Genomic DNA, 14,483 nt, shown 5'->3' with positions numbered 1-14,483 from the left:
TGCTACCGAGGGAACGACAAAAAGCGGTGCGCTCGAGGACGGAGTCAGGACATCGCCTCGTCATCGACCTCGGGATTCTCGCGGACGAACTCGACGAGGACGTCGACGTAGGACTCGAACGGTGGACACTCGATCCCGGTTCCGGCGAGCGCGCGCCGGGTGTTCGGACAGGCGTACCGCGTCGGATGGTCCAGATAGTCGAGCGTCGCGGGCTCGGCGGGCACCCCTCGCGCCGCGGCGACATCTAGCAGGCGCCTCGTGACCGATTTCGAGCCGGGCACCGAGAGGACGCGGTGTCCGATCGCGTCGGCGACGGCGTCGACGAACGCGGGCACCGACAGCGGCGCCGGATCACAGAGCTGGTACACCTCGCCAGTGGTGTCTTCGCGGGCGCTCAGGTGATCGATCGCGTCGATGACGAAATCCCGCGGGACGACGTTGAGTTCGCTCCCGGCCGCGCCGGGGAGGCTGGTCGTCACCGAAAGCCACGACGGCTGGGAGCGGAGCATCCGGAGCAGATAGTACGGCCCGTCGTACTTCTCGGTCTCGCCCGTCTCGCTGTCGCCGACGGTGATCGCCGGTCGGTAGATCGTCGCCGGAAGCCCATCGGCCAGTCGCTCCTGGACTGCGACTTCGGCCTCGTACTTCGTCCGTTCGTAGTGGTTGTTAAACGGCTGGCCCTCACGCAGGTGGGCCTCGGTGAAGACGCCGTCGTATCGACCGCTGACGTAACACGTGCTGACGTACTGGAACCGGTCGACAGCGAGCTCCTCGGCGACGTCGAGGACGTGTTCGGTTCCTCGGACGTTGACCGCCTCGGCGGGTTCGGGATCGACGGCCAGGTCGTAGATCGCCGCGAGGTGGTACAGCTCCTCGACGGGCTCGAGTTCGGCCAGCGAGTTCTCGAGTCCGAGCCCGGGCTCGGTGATATCGCCCTCGTAGAGTCGGATCCGGTCGTCGTCGGGGCCGGCGAGTTCGGCCGCGCGGCGCTCGGCGAGGGCGCGGTACATCGGTTGGACCAGACAGGCGATCGGCCCGTCGCCGCGCTCGAGCAGCCGATCGACCAGCGCTACACCCAGAAAACCGGGGAAGCCGGTGAGGAGGACGGTCGGCGGCTCCCCGTCGCCGTCGTCGCCGCTCATCGGAGCCACCTCGCGACGCTCGCGGCGGTCGGCAGCCGGCGTTGCAGCCGCGTCAGCGCGACCATCCCGCGGGCGTACCAGGAGGTCGGCACGGCCGGCGGTGCGTCGAGCGGCCCGACCCGGGAGGTCGCGATCGTTCGGGCCTCGAGGTAGCGCTCGATCCCCTCCGGGCCGTGGCGCCGGCCGAGTCCGGAGTCGCCGACCCCGCCCATCGGGGCGTCGACCGCCGCCCAGCCCGAGATATAGGCGTCGTTGACACAGACGGTGCCACAGTCGATCTGGCGGGCGACCTCGCGTCCTCGGTCTCGGCTACCGGCCCAGACGCTCGCGTTCAGTCCGTACGGGGAGTCGTTAGCTGCCTCGATCGCCGCCTCGGTGCCGGGAACCGACCGTACGGAGACAACGGGGCCGAACGTCTCCTCGCGAGCGACCAGCGAGTCGGGATCGACGTCGGTCAGGATCGTCGGCTCGTAACAGAACGGGCCGACGTCGGGCCGGTGGCGACCGCCGGTGAGCAGGGACGCCCCCGACTCGACGGCGTCCTCGACGTGGGTCTCGACCTGCTCGAGGTGGTCGCCGTCGATCAGCGAGCCGACGTCGTCCTCGAAGTCGAGGCCGGTACCCAGCGAGAGTCGCCGCGTCTCGCCGACGAAGGCGTCGACGAACGCGTCGTACACCGACTCGTCGACGTAGACGCGCTCGGCGGCGAGACAGAGCTGGCCGGCGTTTGTGAAACAGGCCTGGACCGCACCGCGGGCGGCCTCCTCGACGTCGGCGTCGTCGAGCACGACCAGCGGGTTCTTCCCGCCGAGTTCGAGCGAGCAGTCGATCAGGTTCCGACCGGCCCGCTCGGCGACGGTCCGACCGGTCTCGGTGCTTCCCGTGAAGCTCACGTAGTCGACGTGGTCGATCAGTGCCGGACCGACGACGGACCCTGCTCCCGTCACGATTTCGAGGACGCCGTCGGGAAGGCCGGCTCGCTCGAGCAGCTCGGCGAGCGCGAGCGCGATAAACGGCGTCTTCTCGTCGGGTTTCAGGACGACGGTGTTCCCGGCGAGCAGTGCGGGAACGACGTCGGTGAGCGAGAGCGTGAGCGGGTAGTTCCACGGGGAGATAACGCCGACGACGCCGACCGGGTTCTTCGTGACGCGGGCGGTCGTCGCCGGCGGGATCGCCCCGCGCCGGCGTTCGTCGGTAACCGCTGTCGGCCCGCAGTCGGCGTAGTACGAGCAGGTCAGTGGTACATCGAGTACCTCCTCGACGGCGTGGCGGCGGGACTTGCCCGTCTCGAGCTGGAGCAGATCCAGCAGCTCCGCGCGGTGTTCGAGGACGAGATCGCCGAACCGCTCGAGGATCGTGGCACGCTCGTCGACCAACGTTTCGGCCCACAACGTCTGGGCCCGTCGAGCGCGACCGACGGTCGTTTCGACGTCGTCGTCGGTACAGGCGGGGACGTCCCCGATCGGCTCGGTAGTCGCTGGTGCGTGGACGGGGATGCGATCGGTGGCGTCGGCCTCGATCCGGTTCGATAGGATCTCGAGTCGATTCTGTGAAAGGCGGGACGCCGCGAGCGCGGTCGCCGGGGACTCCAGTTCCATGAACGGCGTTGACGACCACTCCCGTGCTGATACGCCTTTCCCGGAACGCAGGGGCAGGTCGGCTCGACCCGCGGCCGTCGCCTCGAGGGACCGTTCAGTCGTCGTCCTCCGCCGAACGGACGTCCTCGGCGGTGAGCCGGTCCATGTCCCGACTCGCCAGATCCCTGACTTTCTGGTTGCTGAAGGTCTCTCCGTCGTACAGCAGGCTTACGACGACGATAGTGATGATCGCCGCGGCCGTTGCGGGGACTGCCGGCTCGACCTGTCCCTCGCCGAACAGCTCGGGCGAGCCAAGGCCGAACTCCCAGATGACGAAGACGACCCCGCCGACGATGAAGGCGGGAAGACCGGACTCGCGGACGGTGCGATCCCACAACATCATCACCAGCCCCGCGAACAGCACCGACATAATCCCCATCCCGAGGGTGTTGATGACGATGATCTCGATGCCGCTGAGCGCGATCAACGCGGCGCCGACGCCGAAGCCGATGATCGTCAGCCGCGTGACGAGGACGAGGTGAGCGTCGGTGAGGTTCTCGCGCCCGCCCCGGAACGGGATGTAGAGGTCGTTGATGAAACTCGTCGAGCCGGCCAGCAGGAACGAGTCCGCGCCGGTGATGACCGAGGAGACGGCCGCAGCCAGTAACAGACCGGCGAAGACGTCCGGGAGCATGTTCGTGATCGTCCAGGCGAACGCCATCTCGGACTCGATGTCGGCGCCCTGCGCGTTGGCGATCATGCCGGCCGCGGCGGTGAGGATACCGTAGCCGGTGATGACCGTCCCGGCGAGGAAGGTCCCGAACATCGCGACCTTTCTGCTGCGGGCGGACCAGGTGCGCTGGAGCATCTGTTGTTGTGCTCCGGCGACGGTGATGTACATCAGGTACCACGTCCCGATCTGAACGATCCCGACGCCGATCCAGTTCGTGTGTCCTTCCGGAACGCCGGCGGTGATCGTTCCGACGCCGCCGGCGTTGGTCACCGCGAGGGGGATCGCGACGACCATCCCGAAGATGATGATGATTCCGTGGAGCGTGTCCGTGTACGCGACCGTGTTCATCCCGCCGTAGGCAGTGAGACCGACGAAGACCGCGACGCTCACCCAGAACGCCGTCGTCAGATCGAGTCCGGTGGTGACCGCGAGCACCGACGCCATCCCGATCGTCTGTCCCGTCGTCAACGCGATCTGGCCGACGACGGTGAACAGCGCGGCGAAGTACTTCGTGTACTCGCCGTAGACCCGCCCCAGCAGCTCGGGGACGCTGACGACCTCGAACGAGTAAATGAAGCCGATAAACAGCGTCATCGTCATCCAGGCCAGCCCCTGGGTCATCGCGTACCACTGGGCGCTGATCCCCTCGATGAACGCTTCCTGGGCGATCCCCATCGTGAGACCGCCACCTGCGAACGTCGCGAAGTAGGTCATCATGTACACGGGCAGGCTCAGGTTCCGACCGGCCAGGGTGAACTCGACGTACCCCTCACCGGCACCCCGTCCGAACCAGATCCCGACCACGAGCGTCAGCGCGAAGTAGCCGATCATGGTCGCGACGACCGGATCGGTGATCGTATCAATCATACGAGTACCACGCGAAAAAATCACTTCGCGTCATACGACATCTCCATCAATTGGAACTTTCGCTGAACGGCCTGCATATACAGGCCCGTTATGCGCTCGTCGAGCGCCTTCGACGAGGACGGTCGTCACTAGCGAGGACCGTTCGACGGCCGTCGTCGATCGAGCGTCCTCGCGACCCGTGAGCCGAGATCGGGGGGGAGACAGCCGCCCCTGTGTCGCCGTTTGCCGCCTCCGTGTTGCCGTTGGCCGAACCTGCGTTGCCGTTCGCCGAACGGTCGACTCCCGACGGGCCCCCGGCCGCGAAAGCGGGCTCGGGGCGCCAAATCGACGAGGATTGCGAGAGCGTCCGACTTTTGGCCGCCGGCGCTCGTGGGTACGTATGGCCAAAACGGAGGAGGCGGTCACCGCGCTGTCAGAGCTCGGACTCACCGAGTACGAGGCGCGGTGTTTCGTCGCCCTGACCAAGATCACGACGGGGACGGCAAAGGAGATCAGTCAGGTCTCGGACGTCCCGCGATCCCGGGTGTACGACACGATCGAGCGGCTCGATCGGAAGGGACTCGTCGACATCCAGCAGTCCGACCCCCGGGAGTACCGCGCGATCGAGATCGAGACGGCCTGTCGACGGATCCGCGAGAACTACGACTCTCGGATCAACACCGCCGAGAACGCCCTCGAGCAGATCGAAAAACCCGACTCCACCGAGGACGCAGGGGTCTGGTCGATCTCGGAGACCGACCACGTCAGCGATCGGATCGTCACGTTCCTCTCGAACGCCGAGGAGTCGATCCACCACCTCGTCGCGGCCGACGAGGTAGTCGACGACGCGATCCGCGCGGAGCTGCGATCGGCCACCGACCGCGGCGTCGAGGTCGTCCTCGAGGTGCCGACCGAGGACGTCCAGGCCGCCTTCGAGGAGGCGATTCCGGACGCGACCGTCGTCGTCGCCCCCGACCTCGAGACGACACACGCCGTCTACTCGGAGTGGCCCGCACAGCTCCTGCTGGTCGACCACGAGGCGGTCGTCGCGGCCGCGCTCAAGGAGGGCGGGCTCCCCGACGTCGTCCAGGAGACGGCGATCTGGACGTACGGCCACGACCACGGGCTTGCGGTCTGGATCCGCGAACTGCTCGACGATCGGCGCGCGATCCGGGACCGGGACGACTGACCCGTTCCCGATCGCCGCTCCGTGCCGCGAGTTTCGGCCGTGAAGTCAGGACATACTTTTAAGTCCTGGCGGAGATTTTTACCTGTTAGCAATGACCATAGATCCGCAGTTTCACGAGAACCGGGACCAGGTCGACGAACACAACGGCCACGCCGTCTGGGGACCGGTCGACGAGCCCGAAGAGCTCGGCATCCACGGCACCCACGTCGCGGTCGACTTCGACCTCTGTATCGCCGACGGCGCCTGCCTCGAGGACTGCCCCGTCGACGTCTTCGAGTGGGTCGACACGCCGGGCCACCCCGAAAGCGAGGAGAAAGCAGATCCCGCGAACGAGGCCCAGTGTATCGATTGTATGCTCTGTGTCGACGTCTGTCCCGTCGACGCGATCGACGTCGACGCCGGCCGAACGGCCTGACTACTCGGCGCGGTCGACGTCGACCTGCTCCTTGAGCGTCTCGAGGCCGTCGGCCTCGGCGAGTTCCTGCAACCGTTCGCGGAAGTGCTCCTCGCAGAGCCCGACCTTGAGCCCGTCGGATTCGGCTGCGAAGGCCGCTTCGCGGTCGCAGTAGTGGCAGTTCATGGATGGCCGTACGAGCCAGGAGACATTGAACCCTCCGCTCTCGGCCGTCTTCACCTCGGCACGTCCTCGAGTCCGAGCTGTCGGTACGCGGCTTCCGAGAGCCCGGCGACGCCGAGTTCACGCTCGTGGGCATCGGTGCCGCCCGTTGCAAACAGCCCGCGTCGCTCGATGGCGCGATCGATCGGTCCGGGATCGATCTCGCGGCCGTAGGGGTAGTAGCGCTCGACGGCGTCGAGCTCGCTTGTCAGCTCGAGGGCGGTCGCGGGATCGGGGTACCGGAACGGGTGAGCCAGCGAGACGATTCGGCCGGCCTCGGCCAGTACGTCCCGTCCGCGCTCGAACGACGGGAGTTCCCGGGGAACGAAGCAGGGGCCGGCGTTGCCGATGAGCTGCTCGAAGGCGTCCTCGTAGTCGTAGCTCGTGTCGGGATGGGCGTCGATCGCCCTGGCGACGTGTGGTCGGCCGAACCCGTCCTCGACGGTGACGCCGAGGTCGATCCCGAGCCGATCCTCGACCCGCTCGACGATCGCCCGGCCGCGTTCGATCCGGTTGCGCTGGATCCGTTCGGTCGTTGCCTCCAGTTCGCTCGTCGGCTCGATTCCGTACCCCAGCAAGTCGACGCGCTGGCCGGTGTCGGTCTCGACCCGGAGTTCGATCCCGTGGACGATCGTTACGCCGTCGCGTTCGATCGCGCGCTCGTCGAACGGCTGCAGCCGATCGTGGTCGGTGAGGGCGACGACGGCCACGTCCGATCGACGCGCGGCCGCGGGAATCTCCTCGAGTTCGAGTGCCCCGTCCGAGCGCGTCGTGTGGACGTGTAGATCCGCGTAGGCCATGCCATACCCGAGCCCTCCCGGGATCGTAAGCCCACTGTTGTGCCGTCGTTACCGGCGTCGCCCCCCTCTAGGTGTTTAAGGTGTACGGCACTCCTAGAGATCGATTATGGAAAATGTTTATAATCATTGTTCACGAGGGTGGTAGTGTAATGCTGCTCAACGGCACCGGCGAAGTCATCGACGACTACGAGTACCCCGCGACCACCGAGGAACTGATCGCAGAACACGGCGACCGTACCCTCGAGCTCCCGAACGGGACCGAGACGGTCGAGGAGGTACTCGAGCGTCTCGAGTCCGAGACCTTCGACAATCCGGAGGACGCCCGGTTCGCCGTCTACTCGGCGGTGAGCGACAAGGCCGTCGGTCGGGTCGGCTACAGCGACCGCGATCCGACGCCGCTTGGCAGTCCGTACTCCCCGGACGCGGTGTCGTTCTAGAACCGTTCCACCAACGCTCGATCTCGCTCCGAACGTGTTTTTTGGCGTCCCGATCCCGACAGCGACAGCTCGAGTTCGCCGTCAGTGCCCGCGAAGCCACGACAGCGGTTTCGTGACTGCGAGCCGGTAGTCCTCGTGGGGATCGTACTTCGCGAACGCGAGACTGTTGCTCATGACGCTGACGCTCGAGGCTGCCATCGCTAGCCCCGCGAGTGCGGGGTTGAGCAGCCCCAGCGAGGCGACCGGGATCAGCGTCGCGTTGTAGACGAACGCCCAGAACAGGTTCTGGCGCACCTTCGAGATCGTCGCTTCTGAGATCCGAACCGCCTTCAACACGTCGGCGGGGTCGTCGCGCATCAGGGTGACGTCGGCGCTCTCGATGGCGACGTCGGTTCCCGACCCGATGGCGACGCCGACCTGGGCGGTCGTCAGCGCGGGCGCGTCGTTGACGCCGTCGCCGACCATCATCACCTTCGCACCCCCCGTCTGGAGGTCCTCGACGTGGTCGGCCTTGTCCTCGGGCAGCACCTCCGCGCGGACGTTCTCGGGGTTGATCCCGACCTGCTCGGCGACCGCCCTCGCGGTGCGCTCGTTGTCTCCGGTGAGCATCACGACCTCGGTTCCCCGCTCGTGTAGTGCCGCGACGGTCCGCTTCGCGCTCGCGCGAACCTCGTCGGCGACCGCGAGGACGCCGACCAGCCGACCGTCGACGGCCACCGGCATCGCGGTCTTCCCCTCCCGCTCGAGTCGCGTCAGGGTTTCCTCGGCGGGTCCGGTGTCGATCCCGGCCTCTTCGAGGAGCTTCCGGCGCCCGATCAGGACGCTGCCGCGATCGGTCTCGGCGCGGATCCCGTGGCCGGGGACGTTCTCGAACTCGGTGACTTCGCCGACCTCGACGCCGCGGTCCGCGGCGCCGTCGACGATCGCCCGCGCGATGGGGTGTTCGGAGCCGGATTCGGCGGTCGCGGCGGCGCCCAGCAGCAGTGACTCGGGCGACTCCTCGCGTTCGATGATCAGGCCGCCGTCGGGCGCGGGATCGTTGCCTCCGTCGGTCGCGGCCCGCTCGCCGACGAGCTCGACGTCGGTCAGGGTCATCTCGCCGTGGGTCAGCGTCCCCGTCTTGTCGAAGACGATCGTGTCGATCCCCCGGACCTGCTCGAGGACGTCGCCGCCCTTGAACAGGACGCCGTTTTTCGCGGAGAGCGTCGAGCCGACCATCGTCGCCGCGGGCGTCGCCAGTCCCAGCGCGCAGGGACAGGCGATCAGCAGCGCCGAGGCCAGCACGACCACGGAGAACTCGAAGACCGGGACGCCGCCGACGACGGGCCCGCCTCCGACGGGCTCGAGCAGCGGGATCCACGAGCCGAGCGCCGCCGAGAGGCCGTACAGCGTCTCGGGGAAGAGGAACCACAGCACCGCCCAGACGACGGCGTTGACGATCACCGCGGGGACGAAGTAGGCGCTGACCCGATCGACGAGCCGCTGGATCTCGGGCTGGCGGGACTGGGCTTCCTTGACCCGCTCGACGATCTGCTGGATCGCCGTCTCGGAACCGACCTTCGTCGCCTCGACCAGCAGGACGCCGTTCTCGTTGATCGTCGAGCCGACGACTTCGTCACCCTCCCCTTTCTCGACGGGGACGGACTCCCCGGTGAGCATCGACTCGTCGACCGCGCTCTGGCCCTCGTGGACGACGCCGTCGGTGGGGATCTTCTCGCCCGGTCGAACCTTCATCACGTCGCCCGGCTCGACGTCCTCGAGGGGGACCTGCTTCTCTTCGCCGTCCACAACGATGGTCGCCTCGTCGGCCTCCATCTCGAGCAGTTCCCGCAGCGCGCTGCCCGCGCGGGCCTTCGAGCGAACCTCGAGCCAGTTCCCGAGCGTGATGAACCACAGGATAAAGGCGACGGCCTCGAAGTAGAACCCGCCCGTAACGATCCCGAGCAGAACGGCCGTACTGTAGACGTAGCCCGCCGAGGTGCCGACGGCCACGAGCGTGTCCATGTTCGCCCGGCGGTCGTTCGCGAACGCGCGGTAGGCGCCGACGAGGAACTCCTTGCCGAGCGTCGCCATCAGGGCGGTCGCGAAGACGAACTCGACCCAACCCAATCCGATCCCGAACACCGCCTCCGGCAGTTCGACGAGGCCGAACATCGCCAGCATGATCGGGACGAACGGCAGCGTCAGCAGCCCGCCGCCGATCACGAGTCGGCGCTGGCGCCGCAGCTCCCGCTCGACGGCGCGTTCGCGCTGGCTCGCGCCCTGGGTCTCCTCGAGCTCGTCGCGGACGGGGTCGTACCCCGACTCCTCGATTGCGTCGCCGATCTCGCCGATCGAGACGTCGTCGGGGTTGTACTCGACGCGGGCCTCGTCCGAGGCGAAATTCACGTCCGCACGGACCACGCCCGGCAGCTCGGTGACCGCGTCCTCGACGGTCCCCGAGCAGGTCGAACACGACATCCCCATCACGGTGATCGTCTCCGTCGCCGAGGCCGCCTCGTACCCCGCCGCCTCGATCGCGTCGTAGATCGCGGCCAGCGACGTCTCTGCGGGGTCGTACTCGACGGTCCCCTCGTCGGTGGCGTAGTTCGCGCTCACCGACGCGACCCCCTCGAGCTCACCGACCGCGTCCTCGACGCTGCCCGAACACGTCGCACAGGACATCCCGGTGATCTCGAGGTGCGCTCGTCTGGTACTCATGGTCGATGGTACGTCCTCTACGTTGAAGCGGGTTGCGTCTCATATAGCCAAAATAATTCGGATTTAGAAACTCGAATATAAATTTAGAATTCGAAGAACCCTTCTAACTGAAACCGGCTGGCGATGATCGGATTGATCGCTTCGGCCGTGACGACGGAACCCCGTCGCAACCGGGGTTAGCAGTGACCGCCCACCTGATGGTGCGTTCCGTTGTCCTCGGGGTGTTCGGCGTGATGTTCGCCGTGATCGTGTTCGCCGTGATGTTCAGCGTGGTCATGTTCGCCGTGATCGTGTTCGGCGTGATCGTGTTCGGCGTGATGTTCGCCGTGGTCATGTTCGGCATGATGTTCGCCGTCGCTGTGCATCCGGTCGAGGACGTCGACCGGACCCGTGTCCGCGCTTACGACCGCGACGCCGCCGAGCAACGCGACGATCACGACCGTGGCTGCCAGGAGTCGGAGTAGGGGTATCGTCATTAGTCTTCTCCTCAGTCGATCGAACGGGCGGGTAACGGTTGTAGATCTGGGTGTGAACCCGCGTCGGAGATCGTTCGAGATCGTTCGTGCGCCGATCTAATCGTTTCTTATCGGAGAGACCGTTCGTTCGGCCTCTGTGTGGCGGTCTCGATCCCGCCGATCCAATCGTCGCACCGAAGCGACCCGTGTCGCCGGAGAGCGGTCACCGTTCGCCGTCCAGGTCGTCGATCAGTTCGTCGCTCGGGTAGACGCGGTACGTCCGCCCCTGTCGCTCGCGGTAGAGCAGGCCGCGTTTCTCGAGGTCGGTGACGGTCTGGCTGACCTTGCTCTTGGAGAACTCCGACCGATCCCGGAGTGCGATCTGCGTAATTCCGGGAGAGTCGACGACTGGCTCGAGGACGCGGCGTTCGTCCTCGGGCAGAACGGTCAGGATGTGAGGAGACGCCCGAGCCGCTGGCTCGTCCGTTCGGTCGGTCGAGGATTCGTCTCGCTCGTCGTCAGCCGCGATCGACGGGCCGTCCTCTCGAGGTGTGGTTTGCCGCTTGGGGTTCCGTCCTCGCTCCTCGCGAACGATCCAGTACGCGCCAGCGACGACCCCCGCAACGAGAACCGAGCCGAGCAGATACCAGCCCGGATTTGTCCCGTGAACCGCAGCGTGACCCATCATCTCGCCGTGCGCCTGAGCTTGTCGATACGCCTGCCAGGCGGCCCCGACACCGAGCAGGAGGATCCCGGCAACCAGCGCGACGATGGCGGTGTCGCGTGTCGTTCGGCCCACTATTTAGTCCGTGTGGCGTCGCTCACCTATACGTTTCCGCTTCCGACGGCACCGGCAGATGCCATCGTCGGCATCGAGAACCGTGTATGAGAATTAAGACGATTCGACGAAAACTAGCGACGACGACCGCCGACGATTCGGAGTGTAGCCGAGCGACGATCACTCGAGAGTGACGCTCGAAGCCAACGCGAGCGAGCCGGATAAGCGGACTCGAAATCCATGACCGAGCCGACCCACGATCACGGCGACGGCGCCCGCCCGGAGGGCGAGTCCGCTCGCCGCGAGAGGCCCACGGACCGCTACTGCTCGTGTTGTCGGGTGTGTGACTGCTACCGGGACGCACCCGAACCCGACCAGAAGCCGGTCGAACGTCGCGACGACCGCGAGGACGCCGCTCACGAAGACGATCACGAGCACGGTGCTCACGTCGACCACTCGGGCCACGAGGAGATGTTCCGGAAGCGGTTTTTCGTCTGTCTCGTGCTCTCCCTACCGGTGTTGTACTACAGCCCGATGCTCCAGGAGTGGCTCGGCTACACCGCCGTGACCATCCCGGGCAGCAAGTTCGTCGGCCCCGTCCTCGGCGTGGTCGTCTTCGCCTACGGCGGCGTTCCGTTCCTGCGGATGGGCGCGGTCGAGGCGCGCAACCGCGAACCCGGGATGATGCTGCTGATCTCGCTGGCGATCACGGTCGCGTTCGGCTACAGCGTCGCGGCGGTCGCCTTCGGGATCGGCGACCCGTTCTTCTGGGAGCTCGTGACGCTGATCATCATCTTCCTGCTGGGTCACTGGATCGAGATGCGCTCGGTCAGACGAGCCTCGGGCGCGCTCGACGAACTGGCCGAGCTGATGCCCGACACCGCCGAGCGGATCACCGAGGACGGCGAAACTCGGACGGTTCCGACCGACGTCCTCGAGGAGGACGATCTCGTACTCGTCCGACCGGGCGCGAACGTTCCCGCCGACGGCGTCGTCGAGGACGGGACGTCGAACGTCAACGAGGCGATGGTCACGGGGGAATCGACGCCGGTGAAAAAGGAGCCGGCCGACGTCGTCCTCGAGACGATCGAGGGCTGGAGCGAGGACGACGTGTTGACGCTTGCGGCCGCGGCCGAGGGCGATTCGGAGCACGTGATCGCACAGGCCGTTCGCGAGGAAGCCGAGGCGCGTGAGCTTTCCGCACCCGACGTTCGCGGTTTCGAGGCCCTCGAGGGACGGGGCGTTCGCGCGACGGTCGAACGGGACGCGGTTCCGGCCGCAACAGCGGGCGGTCCCGGCGGAACCGCGGACAGGAGCGAACCGGGCGACCGGAACGGCCGCACCGTCTCCGTCGGCGGCCCGAATCTGTTGGGTCACCTCGGGATCGAGCCCGGGACCGCCTTCGAGGAGTTCGCCCAGGAGGCCGGCGAACGGGGGTACGGAGTCGTCTACGTACTGTGTGACGACTCGGTCGTCGGCGCGCTCGCGCTGGCCGACGTGATCCGCGAGGAGAGTTTCGAGGCGATCGACGCGCTGCAGGGGATGGGCGTCGAGGTGGCGATGCTGACGGGCGACGACGCCGAGGTCGCTCACAGCGTCGCCGACGAACTGGGCATCGACACCGTCTTCGCCGAAGTCCTGCCCGAGGACAAAGACGAGAAGATCGTCGAACTCCAGGAGGAGGGCACGCTCGTCGCGATGGTTGGCTCGCAAGAGCTACGCTCTTGCGAACGGCGTCAACGACGCGCCCGCGCTCACCCGCGCCGACGTCGGCGTCGCCATCGGCTCGGGGACCGACGTTGCCGTCGAGTCGGCCGACGTCGTCCTCGTCGAGAACGACCCCCGCGACGTCGCCCGGCTCGTGTGCCTGAGCCGGAAGAGCTACCGGAAGATGCAGGAGAACATCGCCTGGGCCGCAGGGTACAACGTGTTCGCGTTGCCGCTTGCGGCCGGCGTGCTGGCGCCGATCGGCGTCCTGCTCTCGCCGGCGGTCGGCGCGGTGCTTATGTCCGCCAGCACGGTGATCGTCGCGATCAATGCGCAACTGCTGCGCCGGGTCGATCTCTCGATCTGATCGCCGTCAGGGTTCGGGATCCGTGGATCGTTCTTTAAGTGGTTCTGGTCACAAGGTGAAGCTATGACGGGAAGTCGTCGTTCTCTCGGTTCTCGCTTCCGGTAGTCGTGGCTCCCGACAGCGACGCGGACGGCAGCGTCGCCGGGATGAAAAGACAGTTCCCCGCCGACGCCGAACGGTTCGACAATGCGAATCGCCGTTCCCAACAAGGGCCGCCTGCACGAGCCGACGATCGACCTCCTCGAGCGGGCGGGGCTGCACCTCGAGAACGGTGCCGACCGCAAACTGTACGCCGACACCGTCGACCCCGACGTCTCGGTGCTGTTCGCCCGCGCGGCCGACATCCCCGAGTACGTCGCCGACGGCGCGGCCGAGATGGGGATCACGGGCTACGACCAGGTTCGGGAGGCCCGCGTCGACGACGTCGCCGAACTGCTGGATCTCGAGTTCGGGCGCTGTCGGCTCGTCCTCGCGGCGCCCGAGGACGGCGACATCGAAGGCGTCGCGGATCTGGCCGGGAAAACCGTCGCCACCGAGTTCCCGAACATCACCCGCGACTTCTTCGACGACGCCGGCGTCGAACCCGACATCGTCGAGGTCTCGGGTGCGACCGAGCTGACGCCTCACGTCGAGATGGCCGACGCGATCGTCGACATCACGAGCACCGGGACGACCCTGAAGATGAACCGGCTGGCGATCGTCGAGGAGGTGCTCTCGAGTTCGGTCCGGCTGTTCGCCCGCGAGGACGTCCTCGAGGAGCCGAAGGTCCAGGAAGTGCAGACGGCGCTGTCGTCGGTGAAACACGCCGAGGGGAAACGCTACCTGATGATGAACGTCCCCGAGGACCGGCTCGCGGACGTCCGCGAGGAGATCCCCGGCCTCGGCGGGCCGACGATCATGGACATCGCGGACGATAACGGCGACGAGATGCTCGCGGTTCATGCCGTCGTCGACGAGCGAAACGTCTTCGAGACGATCACCGACGTCAAGGAAGCTGGCGCCAGCGACATTCTCGTGACCGAGATCGAGCGGCTCGTCGAGTAGGGTTCTCGAAAGACTGGCGGAGGAGTGTCGATGAGGGCCCGTTCCGGTGAAACGGCGCCACGGATCGGACGTGGCGCGGGACGTCGGTCGCG

General features: G+C 66.9%; 12 protein-coding genes and 1 pseudogene. 6 read left to right on the top strand and 7 right to left on the bottom strand.

Annotation, left to right across the window (positions count from 1 at the left end):
- Nucleotides 1–44: 44 nt before the first annotated feature.
- From NATOC_RS19030 to NATOC_RS19020, 3 genes are all read right to left on the bottom strand, one after another.
- Nucleotides 45–1,142, bottom strand: coding sequence for an SDR family oxidoreductase (locus NATOC_RS19030; RefSeq protein WP_015323111.1), 1,098 nt, complete (start codon nucleotides 1,140–1,142; stop codon nucleotides 45–47).
- Nucleotides 1,139–2,740, bottom strand: coding sequence for a succinic semialdehyde dehydrogenase (locus NATOC_RS19025; protein ID WP_015323110.1), 1,602 nt, complete (start codon nucleotides 2,738–2,740; stop codon nucleotides 1,139–1,141). Before NATOC_RS19025 ends, NATOC_RS19030 begins: the two co-directional genes overlap by 4 nt.
- A 94-nt stretch (nucleotides 2,741–2,834) precedes the next feature.
- Complete coding sequence (locus NATOC_RS19020; protein WP_015323109.1) at nucleotides 2,835–4,319, bottom strand: sodium:solute symporter family protein; 1,485 nt, start codon at nucleotides 4,317–4,319, stop codon at nucleotides 2,835–2,837.
- 379 nt (nucleotides 4,320–4,698) lie between these two features.
- Here NATOC_RS19020 and NATOC_RS19015 point away from each other — a divergent pair, with 379 nt between their 5' ends.
- Nucleotides 4,699–5,487 (top strand): TrmB family transcriptional regulator, encoded by a 789-nt coding sequence (locus tag NATOC_RS19015; protein WP_015323108.1) that lies wholly within the window; start codon nucleotides 4,699–4,701, stop codon nucleotides 5,485–5,487.
- 91 nt (nucleotides 5,488–5,578) lie between these two features.
- Entirely contained in the window at nucleotides 5,579–5,902 is a 324-nt protein-coding gene (locus tag NATOC_RS19010) for a 4Fe-4S dicluster domain-containing protein (RefSeq protein ID WP_015323107.1), read from the top strand.
- Here NATOC_RS19010 and NATOC_RS22545 read toward each other — a convergent pair whose 3' ends face one another.
- Both NATOC_RS22545 and NATOC_RS19005 read right to left on the bottom strand, forming a co-directional pair.
- Nucleotides 5,903–6,067, bottom strand: coding sequence for a DUF6757 family protein (locus tag NATOC_RS22545; protein ID WP_007141157.1), 165 nt, complete (start codon nucleotides 6,065–6,067; stop codon nucleotides 5,903–5,905).
- A 50-nt stretch (nucleotides 6,068–6,117) separates the two neighbouring features.
- Complete coding sequence (locus NATOC_RS19005) at nucleotides 6,118–6,903, bottom strand: PHP domain-containing protein (protein WP_015323106.1); 786 nt, start codon at nucleotides 6,901–6,903, stop codon at nucleotides 6,118–6,120.
- A 149-nt stretch (nucleotides 6,904–7,052) separates the two neighbouring features.
- On the opposite strand from NATOC_RS19005, the gene NATOC_RS19000 reads away from it, so the two are divergent.
- Nucleotides 7,053–7,340, top strand: a complete 288-nt coding sequence (locus NATOC_RS19000; protein WP_015323105.1) for a DUF5789 family protein — start codon at nucleotides 7,053–7,055, stop codon at nucleotides 7,338–7,340.
- 81 nt (nucleotides 7,341–7,421) lie between these two features.
- On the opposite strand, the gene NATOC_RS18995 is transcribed toward NATOC_RS19000, so the two are convergent.
- Nucleotides 7,422–10,040 carry a heavy metal translocating P-type ATPase gene (locus NATOC_RS18995; protein ID WP_015323104.1) on the bottom strand — a complete coding sequence of 873 codons (2,619 nt, stop codon included), beginning with the start codon at nucleotides 10,038–10,040 and terminating at the stop codon, nucleotides 7,422–7,424.
- A 182-nt stretch (nucleotides 10,041–10,222) separates the two neighbouring features.
- Here NATOC_RS18995 and NATOC_RS22070 point away from each other — a divergent pair, with 182 nt between their 5' ends.
- Nucleotides 10,223–10,504 carry a hypothetical protein gene (locus tag NATOC_RS22070; protein ID WP_049888858.1) on the top strand — a complete coding sequence of 94 codons (282 nt, stop codon included), beginning with the start codon at nucleotides 10,223–10,225 and terminating at the stop codon, nucleotides 10,502–10,504.
- 214 nt (nucleotides 10,505–10,718) lie between these two features.
- Here NATOC_RS22070 and NATOC_RS18985 read toward each other — a convergent pair whose 3' ends face one another.
- The gene (locus NATOC_RS18985; RefSeq protein ID WP_015323103.1) at nucleotides 10,719–11,294 is read right to left on the bottom strand and encodes a helix-turn-helix transcriptional regulator; all 576 of its coding nucleotides are present in this window, start codon (nucleotides 11,292–11,294) and stop codon (nucleotides 10,719–10,721) included.
- A gap of 219 nt (nucleotides 11,295–11,513) precedes the next feature.
- Between NATOC_RS18985 and NATOC_RS18980 the strand changes: the two are divergent.
- A pseudogene (locus NATOC_RS18980) lies at nucleotides 11,514–13,347 on the top strand (HAD-IC family P-type ATPase).
- 186 nt (nucleotides 13,348–13,533) lie between these two features.
- Nucleotides 13,534–14,391: an ATP phosphoribosyltransferase gene (hisG, locus tag NATOC_RS18975; RefSeq protein ID WP_015323101.1), complete on the top strand. Its 858-nt coding sequence runs from the start codon at nucleotides 13,534–13,536 to the stop codon at nucleotides 14,389–14,391.
- Nucleotides 14,392–14,483 lie beyond the last annotated feature (92 nt).

Origin of the sequence: Natronococcus occultus SP4, from assembly GCF_000328685.1 — an archaeon.
In the GTDB taxonomy this organism is placed as follows: Archaea; Halobacteriota; Halobacteria; order Halobacteriales; family Natrialbaceae; genus Natronococcus; species Natronococcus occultus.
Note: the sequence above shows the minus strand (reverse complement) of the source record. Positions and strands in the feature narration are given on the sequence as shown.

Excerpts from the sequence above, each read along its gene's own strand:
- NATOC_RS19020 (WP_015323109.1), bottom strand. The coding sequence starts at position 4,319 with ATGATTGATACGATCACCGATCCGGTCGTCGCGACCATGATCGGCTAC.
- NATOC_RS19010 (WP_015323107.1), top strand. The coding sequence starts at position 5,579 with ATGACCATAGATCCGCAGTTTCACGAGAACCGGGACCAGGTCGACGAA.
- hisG (WP_015323101.1), top strand. The coding sequence starts at position 13,534 with ATGCGAATCGCCGTTCCCAACAAGGGCCGCCTGCACGAGCCGACGATC.
- NATOC_RS22545 (WP_007141157.1), bottom strand. The coding sequence starts at position 6,067 with ATGAACTGCCACTACTGCGACCGCGAAGCGGCCTTCGCAGCCGAATCC.
- NATOC_RS19000 (WP_015323105.1), top strand. The coding sequence starts at position 7,053 with ATGCTGCTCAACGGCACCGGCGAAGTCATCGACGACTACGAGTACCCC.
- NATOC_RS19015 (WP_015323108.1), top strand. The coding sequence starts at position 4,699 with ATGGCCAAAACGGAGGAGGCGGTCACCGCGCTGTCAGAGCTCGGACTC.
- NATOC_RS19005 (WP_015323106.1), bottom strand. The coding sequence starts at position 6,903 with ATGGCCTACGCGGATCTACACGTCCACACGACGCGCTCGGACGGGGCA.
- NATOC_RS18995 (WP_015323104.1), bottom strand. The coding sequence starts at position 10,040 with ATGAGTACCAGACGAGCGCACCTCGAGATCACCGGGATGTCCTGTGCG.
- NATOC_RS19025 (WP_015323110.1), bottom strand. The coding sequence starts at position 2,740 with ATGGAACTGGAGTCCCCGGCGACCGCGCTCGCGGCGTCCCGCCTTTCA.
- NATOC_RS19030 (WP_015323111.1), bottom strand. The coding sequence starts at position 1,142 with ATGAGCGGCGACGACGGCGACGGGGAGCCGCCGACCGTCCTCCTCACC.